This is a genomic window from Paenibacillus sp. JNU01 (assembly GCF_059130585.1).
The window spans coordinates 656,536-671,681 of record NZ_CP169723.1; the positions used below are offsets into that span (position 1 = coordinate 656,536).

Here is a 15,146-nt window from a genome sequence, read left to right on the forward strand (position 1 = left end):
ACCAATTTAGGTATAAAGAAAGGTAACATGATGATAAAAGTTGATAACCTATCCTTCTCGTTCCCGCAAAAGGAACTATATCAAGACATTTCATTTACGCTTGAAGAGGCACAACATTGTGCTTTCATAGGAACAAGTGGCAGTGGGAAAAGTACACTGATCGATATATTGATGGATCCGGAAAGATATTTGTTCGATGGCAAGTTAGAGATAGACCCCGATTGCAAAATCGGGTATGTGAGTCAGTTCTCGCAAGTCGATAACACGAAAGAAATGACTGTTTTTGAATATATCGGAGAAGAATTCATCAAGATACAAGATGAAATCACAGCCCTTTATGCGGAAATGGCAACTACATCGGATATGGATTCGCTGATGGATAAAGTTCAATTGGCTTTGGATGCCTTCCAGGCCATGGACGGGGATAATTTCGAAAACACCATTAATAAACAGCTAAATCTGGCTAACCTCATGAAGCTAAAAGACCTTGATGTATCCGAATTAAGCGGCGGGGAATTCAAACTTATTCAAGTAATGAAGGAAATGCTGAATCGTCCAGACTTAATGATCATGGACGAACCCGATGTATTTTTAGACTTTGAAAACCTGAACGCACTTAAAAAATTGATTAATACCCACAAAGGTATGCTGCTCGTTGTTACGCACAATCGCTATCTATTGAATCATTGTTTCAATAAAATAATACACCTTGAAAACACGGAGATCCAAGAGTTTGATGGAAGATACATCGACTATAACTTCTCGCTGCTTCAGACGAAGATCGAGTTACAAGAAATTGCAGTTGCTGAAGCTGAAGAAATTGAGAGATACGATCACATCATCGACAATCTTAGAGAGATCGCCACTTATAATTCGGAAGCCTCGAGAGGCAGAGCGTTAAAAGCCAGAGTTAGGTTTCAAGAGCGCTTGGAAGCACGTCGAATTAAAGAGCCCTTTGTCGATATCAAGCAGCCGAATATTCGTTTTGGCATCGAAAAGGAAATAGAAGACACCGTTGTGGTTAACGTCAATAACTATAGCGTTTCCTTTGACGAGTTGCTTTTGGACCATGTAAACTTTGAGATCAAATCGACAGATAAAGTAGCCCTGATCGGTCCAAACGGTACCGGAAAAACGACCTTACTCCGTGAAATCTTCCAAAACAATCAGGATTCAATTGAAATAAATGCTGATGCTACAGTGGCTTATTTATCTCAGTTTCAAGGTGAAATGCTTAAGGATTCGAATACCATACTAAATGACTTTATTGATGCCGGTTTTCAAACGTATGATGAGATTAGATCGCATCTTGTGCACTATGGCTTCGAAGGAGAAATCCTTGATCAGAAGATAGAGTCTTTATCTGGTGGAGAAAAAAACATGCTCCAATTGGCTAAAGTTGCTGCCAGTCAAGCGAGCGTATTGCTTCTTGACGAACCGACAAGCCATTTGGACATCTATAGCCAAATCGCATTGGAGAAAGCTATTGAGGACTACAAAGGTGCGATTCTCATGATTTCTCACGATTTCTATTCGGTTGTAAATGGTATGGATTATGTTTTGATTATCGAGGACAAGACGATTACTAAAATGAGTATTCAAGAATTTAGAGAGATGATATATACGAGTCATTTTAATGAAGACTATCTTGAAACGGAACAAAAGAAAAAGTCTGTTGAACTGAAAATCGAAATGGCTCTGAAAGATACTAATTTTGAACTTGCAAAAAGTCTGGTAGATGAGCTGGAAAAGCTGATTAAGTTGCTTTAGACAGCTAATTAGTTCATAAATTAAATCCCCCTGTATGCGGATTAATCCGTATACAGGGGGATTTCTTCTAGAAACAGCTAAACGAGCTGATTCGCTGCAGATCAATGCCGGTGTATAACCAGAAGAAGCCATTCCAGCGGAACCCAGCCACCGAATTTCTACCTACAAATACCGGGTACATCCAGAAGCCGGGACCACGATCCGGCCAAATATATGTGTAACGAAACAGACAGCCAGATATGGCTCTTGGATCAACTGCAAATAACGATGCGGGTTGCTGTGGAATGAATGATGGTGGCGGCCCGGTAGGTGCTTGCACGCCTTGTGGTCCACCGCCTCCACCACCGGGGAACGATGGCGGACCAGGCATTCCACCGGGTCCTCCTGGTCCCCCAGGTCCTCCGGGAAACCCAGGTCCACCAAACCCTCCGCCAGGTCCAAAAGGAGGTAAAAATGTCATATCACATCACTCCTGTTCATTAGTCTAATGTATTGTATGTAGGCCATTGAGCAGGGGAATGGGTGGGAGCCTATAGAAGGCCGCTAATTATAATGAAACGATCACAGCCGAAATGCTATTCCAGCAGTTCTAACTTTTAATAATATCTATAATTTGTTTTAGCGCCTTTTTGGCTTCAGGGATGGGGAATACCGGGAATACGTGATTCATTTTTGGATACTCGATATAATTGATATCTACAGATTGCCGGGCCGCTTTTTCTCTAAATTTACGTGCATCCGGAAGGAATAATTCATGGGTCCCGATAAACAGGGAGATTTTACCCAGATCTTTGATCTCGCCATGAAGCGGGCTGACCAAGTAGTGAGAGAGTGGCAGTTCACCTGCATATAATTTTCCAGCTTCAACAAGCATGTCCCAGTTTAGCATTGGCTCCTCATCAATCATTGCAATGACCTCGGGACTGCTCAATGTAATGTCAAGCCATGGGGATAACAGAATGATATCCTTGGGCTGAGGTAATCCTTGTTCTGCCAAATATTGCGCAAAGGCCAGCGTAAGGCCACCGCCCGCAGAATCACCCATGATGGTGATATTTTGCGGTTTGGTTATTTTCAAGATATGCTGATAGATGTTCAACACACATGCAATTGCATCCCTACACTGATAGTTTGGCGCTTTTGGATACACTGATGCATACACCGTACAATTTAATTGCTCCGTCAATTGATTCAGGAAATGCCAGTGCCATGTCAGTGGCTGCTCAACGTATCCTCCGCCAGGCAAATATAGAACAACCCGTTCATCAGATTGAGTGTTGGATTTCATAATATAAGTATCTACGGGGAGGCTCTGATCCTTGGTAATATTGTATTTGTGTTTAAGCTTCACAGGGACTTCATAGGGGACGCTATTACTCTTTCTACGTTCTTCCATAAATTCATGTACATTCATTTTTCTTTTCGTCATTTTGAGCAACAATTCTACAAGAAAACTTCGAATACTACGCATACTATCGACCTCCTTAGACAAATCATACTTGATTATAAGCATCAAATATATTTAATAATATTTTAGTATCCTAAACAATTAATTAAGGATAGGAAGAATGAGATGAATATTTCCCAGCTTCAATATCTAATATCTGCTGCACAATTCGGTTCATTTACCAAGGCAGCAAGTGTACATCATCTAACCGTGCCAACAATCAGCCAATCCATCAAACAGCTTGAAGAAGAGATGGATACCATCATTTTTCACCGCACCAAAAAGGGCGTTTCTCCGACAACAGAAGGGGAGTTGATCCTGAAACATGCAGCAGCTATTCTAAAAAATATAGACAGTATGCAGCAAGAATTGCTCATGTTAAAGGAAGATCATATGGAGAGCATTACGATTGCAACCATTCCCGGTTTTGTTCCGCAAGTCGTTCAGGCAACGTTGGAGCTAATGCAAAGTTATCCGGCGCTTAAGGTGCAGATGATTGAAGGAGATACTCAGACCGTCATGAAGCAAGTACAGGAAGGTTACGCGAACATGGGTTTATTATCCTACAGTAAAAGTCAACAAAATTCTACGTTTGAATGGTTCCCGATCGTAGAGGGCAGTGCTGTAATCATTATGAATACAAGCTCACCACTGCGTTATTTCAAAATGATATCTCCAGAAACCTTGGAGAACGAAGTGTTTGTTCTATATAAAGATGAACATATCGAAAATATTGCCCATGATCTGATGTCTGCAAGTGCTGGCAATCGAATATCTCTAATTACGAATAACACTGATGCGTTGGGTCAGATGGTTGTAAAGGGCAATGCGATTACAATTGCTCCCGATTTTATCGTTAATGCTTTGGCCTCCACCTATAAGGAACAATTGGTCACGGTTCCAATCCAACAGCTCGGCTCCGATAACAAACCCATACTGGGTAGAATTACAAAAGTGAATGAACCAATCCCTATAATGGTTGAAGAATTTACAGCCAGACTTACGGATCTGGTTAATCATATTAGTCCCCAGATGAATTGAAGGACATACGGAGATATCGGCATCAACTTTTCTGTGCTTCTCACAGGAAAGTTGACTCACACCATAAAGTGATATACTTTTATATCAAATGATAATTTAAGTTTTTATATTTTCACAAAATACGAAGAGATTGGACGGATGCAGCTATGGAAATGCCTTCGAACATTAAATTAATGGTGGATAGCACTTCAGATTTATCAAAGGAACTGCTCGATCAGTACGATATCAGCGTTGTACCTTTATATGTCGTTATGGGCGCTCAATCGTACAAAGATAATATAGATATCATGACTGGAGAATTGTATCGTCGCTCAGATGAAGAAGGCATCATCCCCAAAACAGCTGCGCCATCTCCAACCGATTTCATTCATTATTTTGAAAAATCACTCAAAGAAGGCAAACAAATCTTATATATCAGCATGTCATCCAAGGTGTCTTCCACTAACCAGAATGCACATATTGCAGCATCCGAGCTACCGCATGGGCAGGTTCATATCGTGGATTCCATGCATCTGTCTGCAAGCTATGCCATGCTGGTGGTACGTGCGGCAAGGGCACTTGAAGAGGGTTGTTCGCTTGAACATGTGATCAAGGATATTGAGAATGTACGAGAGAAGGTTAATATTGAGGTATTTGTGGACCGTCTGGATTATCTGTATAAGGGTGGACGGGTGAGCAGTTTACAGCATTTGATCGGGAATGTCCTTAAAGTCCGTCCTGTGCTGAATAATATTCAGGGAGAAGTGCGCTCTATTCGGAAGTATCGCGGGAAAATGGAAAAGGCTCTGGACGGAGTTGTACAAAAAATTGTTAGCCGTAAAGATGAGATTTGTCCAAACGTACTTATTATCGCTCAAACCTTTGCAGAGAAAATGACGGATAAACTTTATGCATCTCTGATGCAAACGAATCACTTTAAAGATATTATTCTTATTGAGGGCGGGTGTGTTATCGGCTCGCACACAGGTCCTGGTTCAATTGCTGTCAGTTATATTGATTTGTAAAACTCCATGTGACAGCTTTTTTCAGAATATCGGAGTAGAGATTAGCCAACCACCTAAGTGGTTGGTTTTTTTAGATTCAGAACCTTTATTCCAGAATTTAAGTGATATCTCCTATCTAGTGAAGTGTTGACAAAAACAAATGATCTTTGTATTATACCCATAGGGGTATACGTATTATGGTTAATCTCCAGTTTTTAACGGAGTGCAGAGCCATTTCTGAAGAAAAACATACCATTCGTTGCTCTGTTCTAATGCTTGTCTTATTCATAATCATATTGGAGGAGGTTGTTACAGTGTCCGAAATTAAAGTAGATCAAACCATTGATTGCAAGGGGCTTGCGTGTCCTATGCCGATCGTAAGAACGAAAAAGGCTATCGATCAACTTGATGCTGGTCAAGTTATTGAAATACAAGCTACAGATAAGGGTTCTCTCGCGGACATCCAAGGCTGGGCCAAAAATACAGGTCATCATTATCTGGGAACATTAGAGGATAATGACGTTCTTAAACATTATGTTCGCAAAGCGAGTGCGACCGAAACCAAAGAAGAGAAGAAACATCCATATGTCATTTCAACTGATGAATTACAGAAAAAACTTGCAGATCATGAGAAGGTGACTGTACTGGACGTACGTGAACCTGCTGAATATGCATTTAATCGAATTGCGGGAGCCATTTCTATTCCGCTTGGTGAACTCGAGAACCGAATCCAGGAGCTTAATCAGGAAGATGATATTTATGTTGTATGCCGAACCGGCAACCGTAGTGATCTGGCTTGTCAATTTCTTACCGAAAAAGGATTCAAAAAAGTAAATAATGTAGAGCCAGGCATGACTGACTGGACAGGGCCAACAGAAAAATAAATAACAATTAAAAAATCGGAGGTAATAACAATGAGTACAAAAGTGGCTATTATTGCAAGCAATGGTGGGATGTTCGATGCATACAAAGTGTTTAATATTGCTACCGCTTCAGCAGCAACTGAAGCAGAGGTTGCCATTTTCTTCACATTTGAAGGATTAAACCTGATTCATAAGCAAGCCCATCACCAGCTGCCGCTCCCGGCAGGAGCTGAACATATTGCTGAAGGCTTTACAAATGCAAATGTTCCATCTATTCCACAGCTCGTAGAAATGGCTCAGGAGTTGGGAGTCAAAATTATAGCTTGTCAAATGACGATGGATGTAATGAACCTGACCAAAGAAGACTTTATCGATGGGATTGAGGTCGGCGGAGCAGTCACTTTTCTAGATTTTGCGAAGGATGCCAATGTTACATTGTCGTTCTAATGAGCTTGCAGGATGAAAGGGGAAACTAGCAATGGAATTAAGAACAATGACGGCAAAGGAACTAACTACTATTGTCTTGGCTAAAGAAGATATATTTATCCTTGATGTTCGGAATGAAACAGATTTCAACGATTGGAAGATTGAAGGATACGGTGTAGATATCGTGAACATTCCTTATTTTGATCTGTTAGACGGCGTTGATGATGCACTCGACAAGATTCCTGATGGAAAAAAATTGCTTGTTGTATGTGCAAAGGAAGGCTCTTCCAAATTTGTGGCAGAACAAATTGTTGAAGCTGGCAGAAGCAACGTCTATTACCTTGAAGGCGGCATGAAATCATGGAGTGAACATCTGGAACCCGTCAAAGTTGGCGAATTGAAGGATGGAGGTTCATTGTTTCAGTTCGTAAGAGTTGGGAAAGGCTGTTTGTCTTATATGGTTATTTCGGGGGGAGAAGCCGCAGTGATTGACACCCTGCGGATGACGGAAGTGTTTGAACAGTTTGCAAGAGAGCAAGGAGTACAAATTAAACACACACTGGATACACACCTGCATGCCGATCATATTTCAGGCGGACGAAAATTAGCTGAGCATACGGGTGCCACTTATTGGCTGCCTCCAAAAGATGCAACTGAAGTTACTTTTAATTATGAGAAGCTTGAAGAAGGGCGTGACATCACGGTCGGCAGCACAACGATTCAAATTCAGCCCATTTACTCTCCCGGACACACCATCGGAAGCACATCCTTTATTATAGATAACCAATATCTGTTGACCGGCGATATCCTGTTCATTGAATCGATTGGTCGTCCTGATCTGGCGGGTCTTGCAGAGGATTGGGTAGGTGATCTTCGTGAAACACTTTATACACGATATAAAGAACTTTCTCCAGAGCTTATCGTCCTGCCTGCACACTTTGGAAAAGTAACGGAGCTCGGGGAAGGCGGCCGGGTTATGGCGAAACTTTCTGATTTGTATCAAAAAAATCCGGGCCTTAACATTGGTGATGAGCAAGATTTCCGTCGCACGGTGACCAAGAATCTTCCACCTCAACCGAATGCGTATCAGGAGATCCGGCAGACAAACATGGGCAAAATTACACCCGATGAAGATAAACAACGTGAGATGGAAATTGGTCCCAACCGCTGTGCCGTGCATGACAATTAAAAGGAGGAACATGAGATGAAAACAGATATGACTGTAGATACGAAAGGATTGGCATGTCCTATGCCGATTGTTAAAGCAAAGAAAGCACTGGATAGTCTGGAAGCCGGACAGATCATGGAAGTCCTGTCTACGGATAAAGGTTCCCTTAATGACTTTCAGGCTTGGGTGAAGCAAACGAAACAGGAATTGATTTCTCATGAGGAAAAGGATGGAGTGTATACGTTTTACGTTCGAAAAATCTAAATCACTACAATAAGCGAACACGCAGTAGGAAGCCGGGCAAATGTTCGCGTGTTTAAAACTGGCTTAATTCAGATTAAGCCAGGGAAAGGAGGAGAACTATGGATTTCCTCATGTTGATCATTATGATCACTCTTGGCTTAATCGGGTCCTTTTTCTCAGGGTTGTTAGGGATCGGTGGGGCCATTATTAACTATCCGCTATTGCTGTATGTACCTCCACTATTCGGGGTAGCTCATTTCACAGCTCATGAGGTTTCTTCAATTAGCATGTTTCAGGTTTTCTTTGCTTCGCTTGCAGGCGTTCTGGCATTTCAGAAAAACAGCAAAGGAAAGCTGGAGACACCCGTCATTCATAAGGGACTCGTTGTTTATATGGGAAGCGGGATTCTGGCAGGAAGTCTGATCGGAGGATATATATCGGGATTGCTTCAAGGAGATGTTATTAACCTGATCTACGGCATTCTTGCTTTGTTGGCAGTTATACTGATGCTGATTCCTCGCAGGGGCTCGGATAATATACAAGATCATCTTCAATTTAATAAAATCATCGCGGTTGTGTCAGCGTTTATCGTGGGTATTGTCTCGGGAATTGTCGGTGCGGGCGGGGCGTTCATTCTCATTCCCATCATGCTCACCATTCTTAAAATACCGACACGTACGACCATCGCTTCTTCACTTGCCATCGTCTTTATCTCAGCCATCGGCGGGGTAATTGGAAAGCTTACTGGCGGACATATTCCTTTATGGCCAACTTTATTTACAGTCGTAGGAAGTTTGATCGGGGCTCCTCTAGGATCCAAAATCAGTTCCAAAATCAATGTCAAGGTGCTTCAGTATGGACTCGTTGTATTGATTGCGCTGACAGCCGTGAAAGTTTGGTCAACAATTCTTTAGATGAGCGAAACACATTCTCAAGATATTGTAATTTATGTATTCAAGAAAGCGGGGATTAAGATTAATGGCAGATAAATCAACGATCGTCTTATTCAGCGGGGAGCTGGATAAAGCAATCGCGGCGTTCATTATTGCAAATGGAGCAGCAGCATATGATCACGAAGTAACGATATTTTTCACGTTCTGGGGGCTGAATGCTCTTCGGAAAGACGAGGTTATCCAGACCAAAAAAGGTTTTCTGGAAAAGGCCTTTGGATGGATGATGCCACGAGGAGCCAACAAACTTGGTCTTTCCAAAATGAATTTTGGCGGTTTGGGTCCGCAAATGATTAAACATGTTATGAAAAAACACAATGCCTTATCCCTGCCTCAATTGATGGAATTGGCACAAGAACAAGGAGTGAAGCTGGTTGCTTGTACCATGACCATGGATCTTCTAGGTTTAAAACAGGAAGAGTTACTTGATGGTTTGCAATATGCAGGTGTTGCTGCTTATCTGGGTGATGCATCGAACGGAAAGGTAAACTTATTTATTTAAAGGTGTAAGCTAACCTTTTTTGCTCTATAATATACCTATACTGGTATGCTATAAAGGAGAGTAGATTGAATATGGAATATCATTATTCAGATAGCTTAAAAACACGTTTGCGCAAAATTGAAGGACAGGTCCGTGGTGTGCTTCGTCTAATGGAAGAAGATAAACCTTGTAAAGAGGTTGTTGCTCAGTTGTCCGCTGTCCGTAATGCTTCTGACCGGGCTCTAGCACAAATTGTGGCAGATAATCTCCAACAATGTATCAAGGCTGAACAAGAAGCTGGCAATAATGATACGAGTAAGTTAGTGAAGGAAGCGGTAGAGCTTCTTGTGAAAAGCCGATAGGCAAGGTACAAGAATCAGAATTAAAATGGAGAGTCTGGCTAGACTTGAGAAAGTTCTAGCTCGTTGTTGTAATACCCATAGGGGTATATGTTTAAAATGATAATAGACGGCATATGGATACATTCAGTATATGTTCGGTTTGAAGATAAATGAAAGCATCGTGAAGACCATATTTTTTTTTATAAAAGGAGCGGATGTAGATGGCATTTCAAATTCCAAAAGTAATCACCCCTCAAGAGGTATCATCGCAGTTGAAACAAGGGGAGCAGCTATACCTGCTGGATGTTCGGGAGGATGCTGAGTGGGAAGAAGGACATGTCCAAGGGGCAAAACATATTCCGCTAGGCCAGTTGATGGAACGAGTTGAGGAGCTGCCAGTCTCACAAGAGATCATTGTGATCTGCCGAAGCGGGAACCGCAGCGGCCTGGCCTGTGAACTTTTACATGAGAAAGGGTTCCAGATTGTGAATATGACAGGTGGTCTTAGCAACTGGACAGATTACGATCAATTGGTTAGATAAGACCTGTTCACTGCAGGAATGAAAGCACGTGGAAGAAAGGATGTCATGAATGACACTGGTGTATATTACAGCTACAGTTGGTATCCTATGGCTAATCATTCAGCTCTGGCCGGTCTCCTCCCTAACCTATGTGAACAGCAAGGAATGGGACCCGTCACAGAAACGGTGGTCTAACGTCAGAATACTGGATATCAGAGACTCAAGCGAGTACTGGCAAGATCATATCCCGGGTTCAATTAATATATCCATTGGCCGATTGTCTGCAGTCTGGATGAAGGAGCTGTCACCCGATCAGGAGGTCATGATCTTTTCACGGAATTGGCTATCCCGCCAAAAAGCAGCCCGCATACTGGCACGCCGTGGATTCAGACAGTTGTATGCAGTGAAGGGTTGTTATTTTGCCATGAATAGAAAGGGAGAGTCCAGTGAACACAAGCACTGTTATTAATATCGCCATTTTGCTTCTGATTGTATGGTTCCTCTATACTCGACTGAAGCCGGTCACCGGCCTGACCAACCTAAAACCGGATGAATTCCGACAGGCCATCAAAACAAACCCTCCAGGCATGGTGGTGGATGTGCGCGAGCCTGCTGAATATGAAAGAGGGTATATTCCGGGAGCAATCAACATCCCCTTGTCGCAACTGCAGCAGCGATTAAGCGAGATTCCACAGAAAAAGCGTGTTTTTCTATACTGCCAGAGTGGCATGCGCAGCAAGAGTGCAGCCAAAATATTAAGCAAGCAAGGCTACGCTCAGATCTCTAATCTTCAAGGCGGCGTAAGTGCATGGAGAGAAAAATTGATTTCCAAAAAATAAATTCCCCACCTATATGCTCTATAACAGCAGCCCATTCATCGGGCTGCTGTTTTTTGACGTTTTTCAAAACAAATAATTAAACCCGGGTAATATTGACTTTATATTTTTACCCGGGTAATATAAAAGAGTCAAGGTAAGATCAGAGAAGGAGGAGTCATATGCAAGCTTCATCACACCCAATCAGCTACACCGCTTTTGTGGATCGAGCCTGCTTCGCGAAGGGCTCATTACAACATGTTGTTGGTATTGCCAAAGATAATCTGGAGGACAGTCAACTTGCACAAATCCTTATTTTCCATGATGGGACAGGTAAACCGGTTGACGTTGATTTTCGCGGGAGCACCGTTGAAGTGCTTGACCGATTACACGGCGAGGGTATGGAAGGGCCTACTTCGGATACAACAGAAAAAGAAAATGAACAGCCTGCTCGCAAGGTTGGTCGTCCCAAGCTGGGCGTAGTATCTGGCGAAGTTACGCTACTTCCCAGGCAATGGGAATGGTTGAAAGCTCAACCCGGAGGCGCTTCTGTCACATTGAGGAAACTGATTGATGAAGCCCGCCGTGTGGGTGAGAGTGAAAGTAAAGTTCGTGCCGCTCAAGAAGCGACGTATCATTTCATGACTGCAATGGCAGGCGACTTTGACCAGTATGAAGAGGCTCTGAGAGCACTGTATGCCGGCAATGAAGCTCTTTTTTACGAATGGATTGATGACTGGACGCCAGATATCAGAGACTATGTTAAGGATTTGGCCAAAGGTGCGTTCATGCAACCAATATAAATTTGAAGGAGAATATTTTAATGAATAGATTAAACGTTAATGGTATTGATCTTGCTTATGACAGTTATGGCGATGAAAAGCATGAAACCATTCTCTTGATCGCCGGGCTGGGAACACAAATGATCCGATGGACGGCCCCCTTTTGTGAAATGCTGGCAGCCAGAGGATACAGGGTAATTCGTTTTGACAATAGAGACACCGGATTATCTACTCATTTTAGTCATCACGATCCTCTGGATTTTGAAACACTCGCCAGAACACTTATGTCAGGACAACGCCCCCATATACCTTACACGCTTGAGGATATGTCTGATGATACGATTGGATTGTTAGATGCACTGGACATCGCGAAAGCACATATTGTTGGACGTTCCATGGGTGGTATGATAGCCCAACTCACTGCAAGCCGTTATCCCGATAGAGTGATCTCGCTGACTTCAATCATGTCCACTACAGGCAATCCAGAACTTCCACAGACTTCACCAGAGATCATGGCGTTAATGACTCGTCCAGCTCCGAACCCGAGAGAGGATGAGGCAGGATATCTGGCTCAAAGTACGGCTTTTGCCAGACAGATTGCAGGTACGGGTTATGCGTTTAACGAGGAAGAGTATCATTCCATGATTCGTGAAGAACTGCGACGAGCGTATGATCCGGGCAGTATCGGAAGACAAATTGCAGCTATTGCCGTATCCGGAGACCGGCGTCCGCAACTCGCGAAAATAGGTGTGCCCACGTTAGTCATCCATGGAGCGGAAGACTCCATGTTTGTGCCAGCATGCGGAGAAGACACGGCGAAAGCCATCCCGGGCTCCGAATATATGGTGCTTAAAGGCATGGGACATGATTTGCCGGAACAGCTGTTTGGAATGGTCATTGACGGAATTGTTCGAACAGCTCAGCGTAACAAACCGAATTGAAATGATGAATCATAGACATCCAAAGTGGCCTTAGAAAACAATTTCTAAGGCCTTTGTGTTTATCTTTAGATAATAGATAATCTGACGATTTTATCGTCAACAAGTACAAAATGATAATTCAATAATAGTGGATCGGGTAGACCAGTCTTGTCGTAGGTACCATCGAGCTTGCATGTTAGCACAATTTCATCTCCTATTTTTTTTGCTTTTGTTGGCTTTAAGGTTACATTCGCCGCGAAATGGTTTTGATCACTCCATTCCCGAATCGCCTGTTTACCATTTCGCTTTTTTCCTTCATCTAATACAACGGCATTTTCTGAAAAACAATCTACAAATACTGCTGGGTCTGGTTTATTAGATGCATGAATGTATTTGCTAATTACAAACGGTAAATGATTGAGATCCATATTGTTCCTCCTCTTATTAAATCGCTTTAGACGGTAGGGATAGTTCCCCCATCAATGACATATTCACTACCTGTAATAGATGCTGCTCGGTCTGATACCAGAAATGCGGCCAGCTCAGCGACTTCTTCAGGAAACCCTGGCCGTCCAATGGGGATACCTCCGAGTGAAGTCATGAGTTGTTCAAGAGCACTTTCTCGACTTCCAGTTTCCGCTGCGATCCGATCAATTAGTACATCAGCCGCTTCTGTCTGGATAAACCCTGGAGACAATGTATTTATGCGAATTCCTTGAGGGGAAAATTCATTTGATAGTCCTTTGCTATAATTAGCCAGCGCGGCTTTTGCAGATGCATAAGCCAGTGTAGTTTCATATAAAGGCAAACGTCTTTGGATAGAAGTGAAATGAAGAATAACGCCTGAATTATTTTCTAACATAAGTGGAATTAAGCCACGATCAAGTCGAACTGCTGCGAGTAAATTCCAATTTAATGCATGAAGCCAATCGTCATCATTCAATACAAGTGCGCCTCCAGGTGGTGTGGTTGATCCACCTACGCAATGGACAATAATATCGATGCCTCCAAGTTGTTCTTTTACTGCTGTAATTATTTGATCTGTACCTTCAGGTGTGGCGACATCTGCTTGAACAAATTTCACTGAATTGGGCAAGTCAGTGGATACTGAACGGGCAGTAGTAAGGACTGTAGCTCCGGCGTTTGCAAGTCTTTTTACAACAGCTTGTCCCATTCCCTTTGTTCCTCCAGTTACCAGCACCTTTTTGCCTTTAAATTCAGATAGAGAGTACTCAAATTCTTTATGCATAATTATTCCTCCTAGTAATGATATTCAATGATTAAAAACTGCTTTGTCTCTTAACATTGTGTTATGAGAGAGGAGCTAGAACTAATACTACACTTGCCACTTTCATAACGTCCAATTTATTATAATAATGAAAATGATGAATAATATTAATATAGGAGGTTGTCCTAATGGAACTTACACAATTAGAATACTTTATGACCGTTGCACGGCTTGAACATATGACATTAGCCTCCAAAAAACTCGGTATTACTCAGCCAGCGTTAAGTCATGCAATTGCCAAGCTTGAAAATGAAATAGGAGCTCCATTATTTGAGCGCAATGGACGCAATATAAAGCTGAACCGAAACGGTACCATGTTCTCTAAATGGATTGGTAGAGCCCTACAAAATATTGAAAATGGGCTCAGGGAAATCGAAGAGTGGTCCAATCCTGATACGGGTGTAATTACGTTGTCTTATCTAAACATTCTTGGTGTTGAATTGATTCCTAACCTAATCCGGAGTTATCAATTGAAGTACCCTAAAGTGCGGTTCGAATTGACACAAGGAAATTTAGGGGATATCGATGAACATCTAGAACAAGGATTTTCGGATGTTATGATTACATCGAGGGAATCTACTTTGGACAATCATCACTGGAAAACGGTTCAAAATGTTCCTTTATATATCGTTGTTTCCTCCCAACATCGTTATGCAGATTGTAATGCTCTTAGTTTGGCAGAGCTATCTGGCGAGCCGTTTATTGGATTGAAAAACAACTGCGGATTAAAAGAAACGATCATGTCCCGTTTTCGACATACCGGTTTTGTTCTTGCTTCGGCTTATGAAGCGGAGGACCTGATCACTGTAGCCGGTTTTATCAAATCGGGTCTTGGTGTATCAGTATTGCCAAAGACATTGGGGTTAATGTTAGATGAATTGGTCTGGATCCCTATCCTTGATGAAGGATGGTACTGGGAAATCGGGTTGAAGTGGAGAGAAGATCATCATATTTCTCCAGCAGCCAAAAGGTTTATTGCATTTGTTGAAACTTTACATCCAAAAGAATGACCGCCAAAATTTAGGATTGAAGAAGTCATGGCAATATGCAAGAACATCTATCTATTAAAGTCGCTTTTTAAGCGACTTTCTTATATTATTGGTACAA

20 protein-coding genes are annotated in these 15,146 nt (G+C 42.3%); 16 read left to right on the top strand and 4 right to left on the bottom strand.

Annotated elements, in window-relative coordinates; translation table 11 throughout:
- Window positions 1-30 precede the first annotated feature (30 nt).
- Entirely contained in the window at window positions 31-1,770 is a 1,740-nt protein-coding gene (locus NLBNIHML_RS02580) for an ABC-F family ATP-binding cassette domain-containing protein (protein ID WP_339243091.1), read from the top strand.
- A gap of 67 nt (window positions 1,771-1,837) precedes the next feature.
- Here NLBNIHML_RS02580 and NLBNIHML_RS02585 read toward each other — a convergent pair whose 3' ends face one another.
- Both NLBNIHML_RS02585 and NLBNIHML_RS02590 read right to left on the bottom strand, forming a co-directional pair.
- Entirely contained in the window at window positions 1,838-2,230 is a 393-nt protein-coding gene (locus tag NLBNIHML_RS02585; RefSeq protein ID WP_339233633.1) for a collagen-like protein, read from the bottom strand.
- A 129-nt stretch (window positions 2,231-2,359) separates the two neighbouring features.
- Entirely contained in the window at window positions 2,360-3,241 is an 882-nt protein-coding gene (locus NLBNIHML_RS02590) for an alpha/beta hydrolase fold domain-containing protein (protein WP_494353695.1), read from the bottom strand.
- A 102-nt stretch (window positions 3,242-3,343) separates the two neighbouring features.
- Between NLBNIHML_RS02590 and NLBNIHML_RS02595 the strand changes: the two genes are divergently transcribed.
- The 14 genes from NLBNIHML_RS02595 (at window position 3,344) to NLBNIHML_RS02660 (ending at window position 12,772) form a co-directional block, all read left to right on the top strand.
- Complete coding sequence (locus NLBNIHML_RS02595) at window positions 3,344-4,258, top strand: LysR family transcriptional regulator (RefSeq protein ID WP_339255326.1); 915 nt, start codon at window positions 3,344-3,346, stop codon at window positions 4,256-4,258.
- A gap of 146 nt (window positions 4,259-4,404) precedes the next feature.
- Window positions 4,405-5,262 carry a DegV family protein gene (locus NLBNIHML_RS02600; protein WP_494353696.1) on the top strand — a complete coding sequence of 286 codons (858 nt, stop codon included), beginning with the start codon at window positions 4,405-4,407 and terminating at the stop codon, window positions 5,260-5,262.
- A gap of 347 nt (window positions 5,263-5,609) precedes the next feature.
- A complete protein-coding gene (locus NLBNIHML_RS02605; protein WP_494354661.1) occupies window positions 5,610-6,125 on the top strand; it encodes a sulfurtransferase TusA family protein in 516 nt (171 codons plus the stop codon).
- 30 nt (window positions 6,126-6,155) lie between these two features.
- The gene (locus tag NLBNIHML_RS02610) at window positions 6,156-6,551 is read left to right on the top strand and encodes a DsrE/DsrF/DrsH-like family protein (protein ID WP_339233646.1); all 396 of its coding nucleotides are present in this window, start codon (window positions 6,156-6,158) and stop codon (window positions 6,549-6,551) included.
- Window positions 6,552-6,582: 31 nt separating this feature from the next.
- Entirely contained in the window at window positions 6,583-7,719 is a 1,137-nt protein-coding gene (locus tag NLBNIHML_RS02615; RefSeq protein ID WP_494353697.1) for an MBL fold metallo-hydrolase, read from the top strand.
- Between the two features lie 15 nt (window positions 7,720-7,734).
- Entirely contained in the window at window positions 7,735-7,962 is a 228-nt protein-coding gene (locus NLBNIHML_RS02620; RefSeq protein ID WP_494353698.1) for a sulfurtransferase TusA family protein, read from the top strand.
- A gap of 98 nt (window positions 7,963-8,060) precedes the next feature.
- A complete protein-coding gene (locus NLBNIHML_RS02625; RefSeq protein ID WP_494353699.1) occupies window positions 8,061-8,855 on the top strand; it encodes a sulfite exporter TauE/SafE family protein in 795 nt (264 codons plus the stop codon).
- A gap of 64 nt (window positions 8,856-8,919) precedes the next feature.
- The gene (locus NLBNIHML_RS02630; RefSeq protein WP_339233654.1) at window positions 8,920-9,393 is read left to right on the top strand and encodes a DsrE/DsrF/DrsH-like family protein; all 474 of its coding nucleotides are present in this window, start codon (window positions 8,920-8,922) and stop codon (window positions 9,391-9,393) included.
- 71 nt (window positions 9,394-9,464) lie between these two features.
- Window positions 9,465-9,734, top strand: coding sequence for a metal-sensitive transcriptional regulator (locus NLBNIHML_RS02635; RefSeq protein WP_339233656.1), 270 nt, complete (start codon window positions 9,465-9,467; stop codon window positions 9,732-9,734).
- A 200-nt stretch (window positions 9,735-9,934) separates the two neighbouring features.
- The gene (locus NLBNIHML_RS02640; protein WP_339233658.1) at window positions 9,935-10,255 is read left to right on the top strand and encodes a rhodanese-like domain-containing protein; all 321 of its coding nucleotides are present in this window, start codon (window positions 9,935-9,937) and stop codon (window positions 10,253-10,255) included.
- Window positions 10,256-10,304: 49 nt separating this feature from the next.
- A complete protein-coding gene (locus NLBNIHML_RS02645) occupies window positions 10,305-10,703 on the top strand; it encodes a rhodanese-like domain-containing protein (protein ID WP_494353700.1) in 399 nt (132 codons plus the stop codon).
- On the top strand, window positions 10,681-11,073 hold the full coding sequence (locus NLBNIHML_RS02650) for a rhodanese-like domain-containing protein (RefSeq protein WP_494353701.1): 393 nt from the start codon (window positions 10,681-10,683) through the stop codon (window positions 11,071-11,073). Before NLBNIHML_RS02645 ends, NLBNIHML_RS02650 begins: the two co-directional genes overlap by 23 nt.
- 158 nt (window positions 11,074-11,231) lie before the next feature.
- Window positions 11,232-11,852, top strand: coding sequence for a DUF2239 family protein (locus NLBNIHML_RS02655; RefSeq protein WP_494353702.1), 621 nt, complete (start codon window positions 11,232-11,234; stop codon window positions 11,850-11,852).
- Between the two features lie 20 nt (window positions 11,853-11,872).
- Window positions 11,873-12,772 (top strand): alpha/beta fold hydrolase, encoded by a 900-nt coding sequence (locus NLBNIHML_RS02660; protein ID WP_339255338.1) that lies wholly within the window; start codon window positions 11,873-11,875, stop codon window positions 12,770-12,772.
- Window positions 12,773-12,837: 65 nt separating this feature from the next.
- Here NLBNIHML_RS02660 and NLBNIHML_RS02665 read toward each other — a convergent pair whose 3' ends face one another.
- Together NLBNIHML_RS02665 and NLBNIHML_RS02670 are read right to left on the bottom strand one after the other, a co-directional pair.
- Entirely contained in the window at window positions 12,838-13,179 is a 342-nt protein-coding gene (locus NLBNIHML_RS02665; protein ID WP_339233669.1) for a nuclear transport factor 2 family protein, read from the bottom strand.
- 26 nt (window positions 13,180-13,205) lie between these two features.
- The gene (locus NLBNIHML_RS02670; protein WP_494353703.1) at window positions 13,206-14,000 is read right to left on the bottom strand and encodes an SDR family oxidoreductase; all 795 of its coding nucleotides are present in this window, start codon (window positions 13,998-14,000) and stop codon (window positions 13,206-13,208) included.
- Between the two features lie 167 nt (window positions 14,001-14,167).
- Here NLBNIHML_RS02670 and NLBNIHML_RS02675 point away from each other — a divergent pair, with 167 nt between their 5' ends.
- Window positions 14,168-15,049 carry a LysR family transcriptional regulator gene (locus NLBNIHML_RS02675; protein ID WP_339233673.1) on the top strand — a complete coding sequence of 294 codons (882 nt, stop codon included), beginning with the start codon at window positions 14,168-14,170 and terminating at the stop codon, window positions 15,047-15,049.
- Window positions 15,050-15,146 lie beyond the last annotated feature (97 nt).

What these genes read in the sequence shown, in the direction of transcription:
- NLBNIHML_RS02580 (WP_339243091.1), top strand. Translation starts at nt 31, where the DNA reads ATGATAAAAGTTGATAACCTATCCTTCTCGTTCCCGCAAAAGGAACTA.
- NLBNIHML_RS02585 (WP_339233633.1), bottom strand. Translation starts at nt 2,230, where the DNA reads ATGACATTTTTACCTCCTTTTGGACCTGGCGGAGGGTTTGGTGGACCT.
- NLBNIHML_RS02590 (WP_494353695.1), bottom strand. Translation starts at nt 3,241, where the DNA reads ATGCGTAGTATTCGAAGTTTTCTTGTAGAATTGTTGCTCAAAATGACG.
- NLBNIHML_RS02595 (WP_339255326.1), top strand. Translation starts at nt 3,344, where the DNA reads ATGAATATTTCCCAGCTTCAATATCTAATATCTGCTGCACAATTCGGT.
- NLBNIHML_RS02600 (WP_494353696.1), top strand. Translation starts at nt 4,405, where the DNA reads ATGGAAATGCCTTCGAACATTAAATTAATGGTGGATAGCACTTCAGAT.
- NLBNIHML_RS02605 (WP_494354661.1), top strand. Translation starts at nt 5,610, where the DNA reads ATGCCGATCGTAAGAACGAAAAAGGCTATCGATCAACTTGATGCTGGT.
- NLBNIHML_RS02610 (WP_339233646.1), top strand. Translation starts at nt 6,156, where the DNA reads ATGAGTACAAAAGTGGCTATTATTGCAAGCAATGGTGGGATGTTCGAT.
- NLBNIHML_RS02615 (WP_494353697.1), top strand. Translation starts at nt 6,583, where the DNA reads ATGGAATTAAGAACAATGACGGCAAAGGAACTAACTACTATTGTCTTG.
- NLBNIHML_RS02620 (WP_494353698.1), top strand. Translation starts at nt 7,735, where the DNA reads ATGAAAACAGATATGACTGTAGATACGAAAGGATTGGCATGTCCTATG.
- NLBNIHML_RS02625 (WP_494353699.1), top strand. Translation starts at nt 8,061, where the DNA reads ATGGATTTCCTCATGTTGATCATTATGATCACTCTTGGCTTAATCGGG.
- NLBNIHML_RS02630 (WP_339233654.1), top strand. Translation starts at nt 8,920, where the DNA reads ATGGCAGATAAATCAACGATCGTCTTATTCAGCGGGGAGCTGGATAAA.
- NLBNIHML_RS02635 (WP_339233656.1), top strand. Translation starts at nt 9,465, where the DNA reads ATGGAATATCATTATTCAGATAGCTTAAAAACACGTTTGCGCAAAATT.
- NLBNIHML_RS02640 (WP_339233658.1), top strand. Translation starts at nt 9,935, where the DNA reads ATGGCATTTCAAATTCCAAAAGTAATCACCCCTCAAGAGGTATCATCG.
- NLBNIHML_RS02645 (WP_494353700.1), top strand. Translation starts at nt 10,305, where the DNA reads ATGACACTGGTGTATATTACAGCTACAGTTGGTATCCTATGGCTAATC.
- NLBNIHML_RS02655 (WP_494353702.1), top strand. Translation starts at nt 11,232, where the DNA reads ATGCAAGCTTCATCACACCCAATCAGCTACACCGCTTTTGTGGATCGA.
- NLBNIHML_RS02660 (WP_339255338.1), top strand. Translation starts at nt 11,873, where the DNA reads ATGAATAGATTAAACGTTAATGGTATTGATCTTGCTTATGACAGTTAT.
- NLBNIHML_RS02665 (WP_339233669.1), bottom strand. Translation starts at nt 13,179, where the DNA reads ATGGATCTCAATCATTTACCGTTTGTAATTAGCAAATACATTCATGCA.
- NLBNIHML_RS02670 (WP_494353703.1), bottom strand. Translation starts at nt 14,000, where the DNA reads ATGCATAAAGAATTTGAGTACTCTCTATCTGAATTTAAAGGCAAAAAG.
- NLBNIHML_RS02675 (WP_339233673.1), top strand. Translation starts at nt 14,168, where the DNA reads ATGGAACTTACACAATTAGAATACTTTATGACCGTTGCACGGCTTGAA.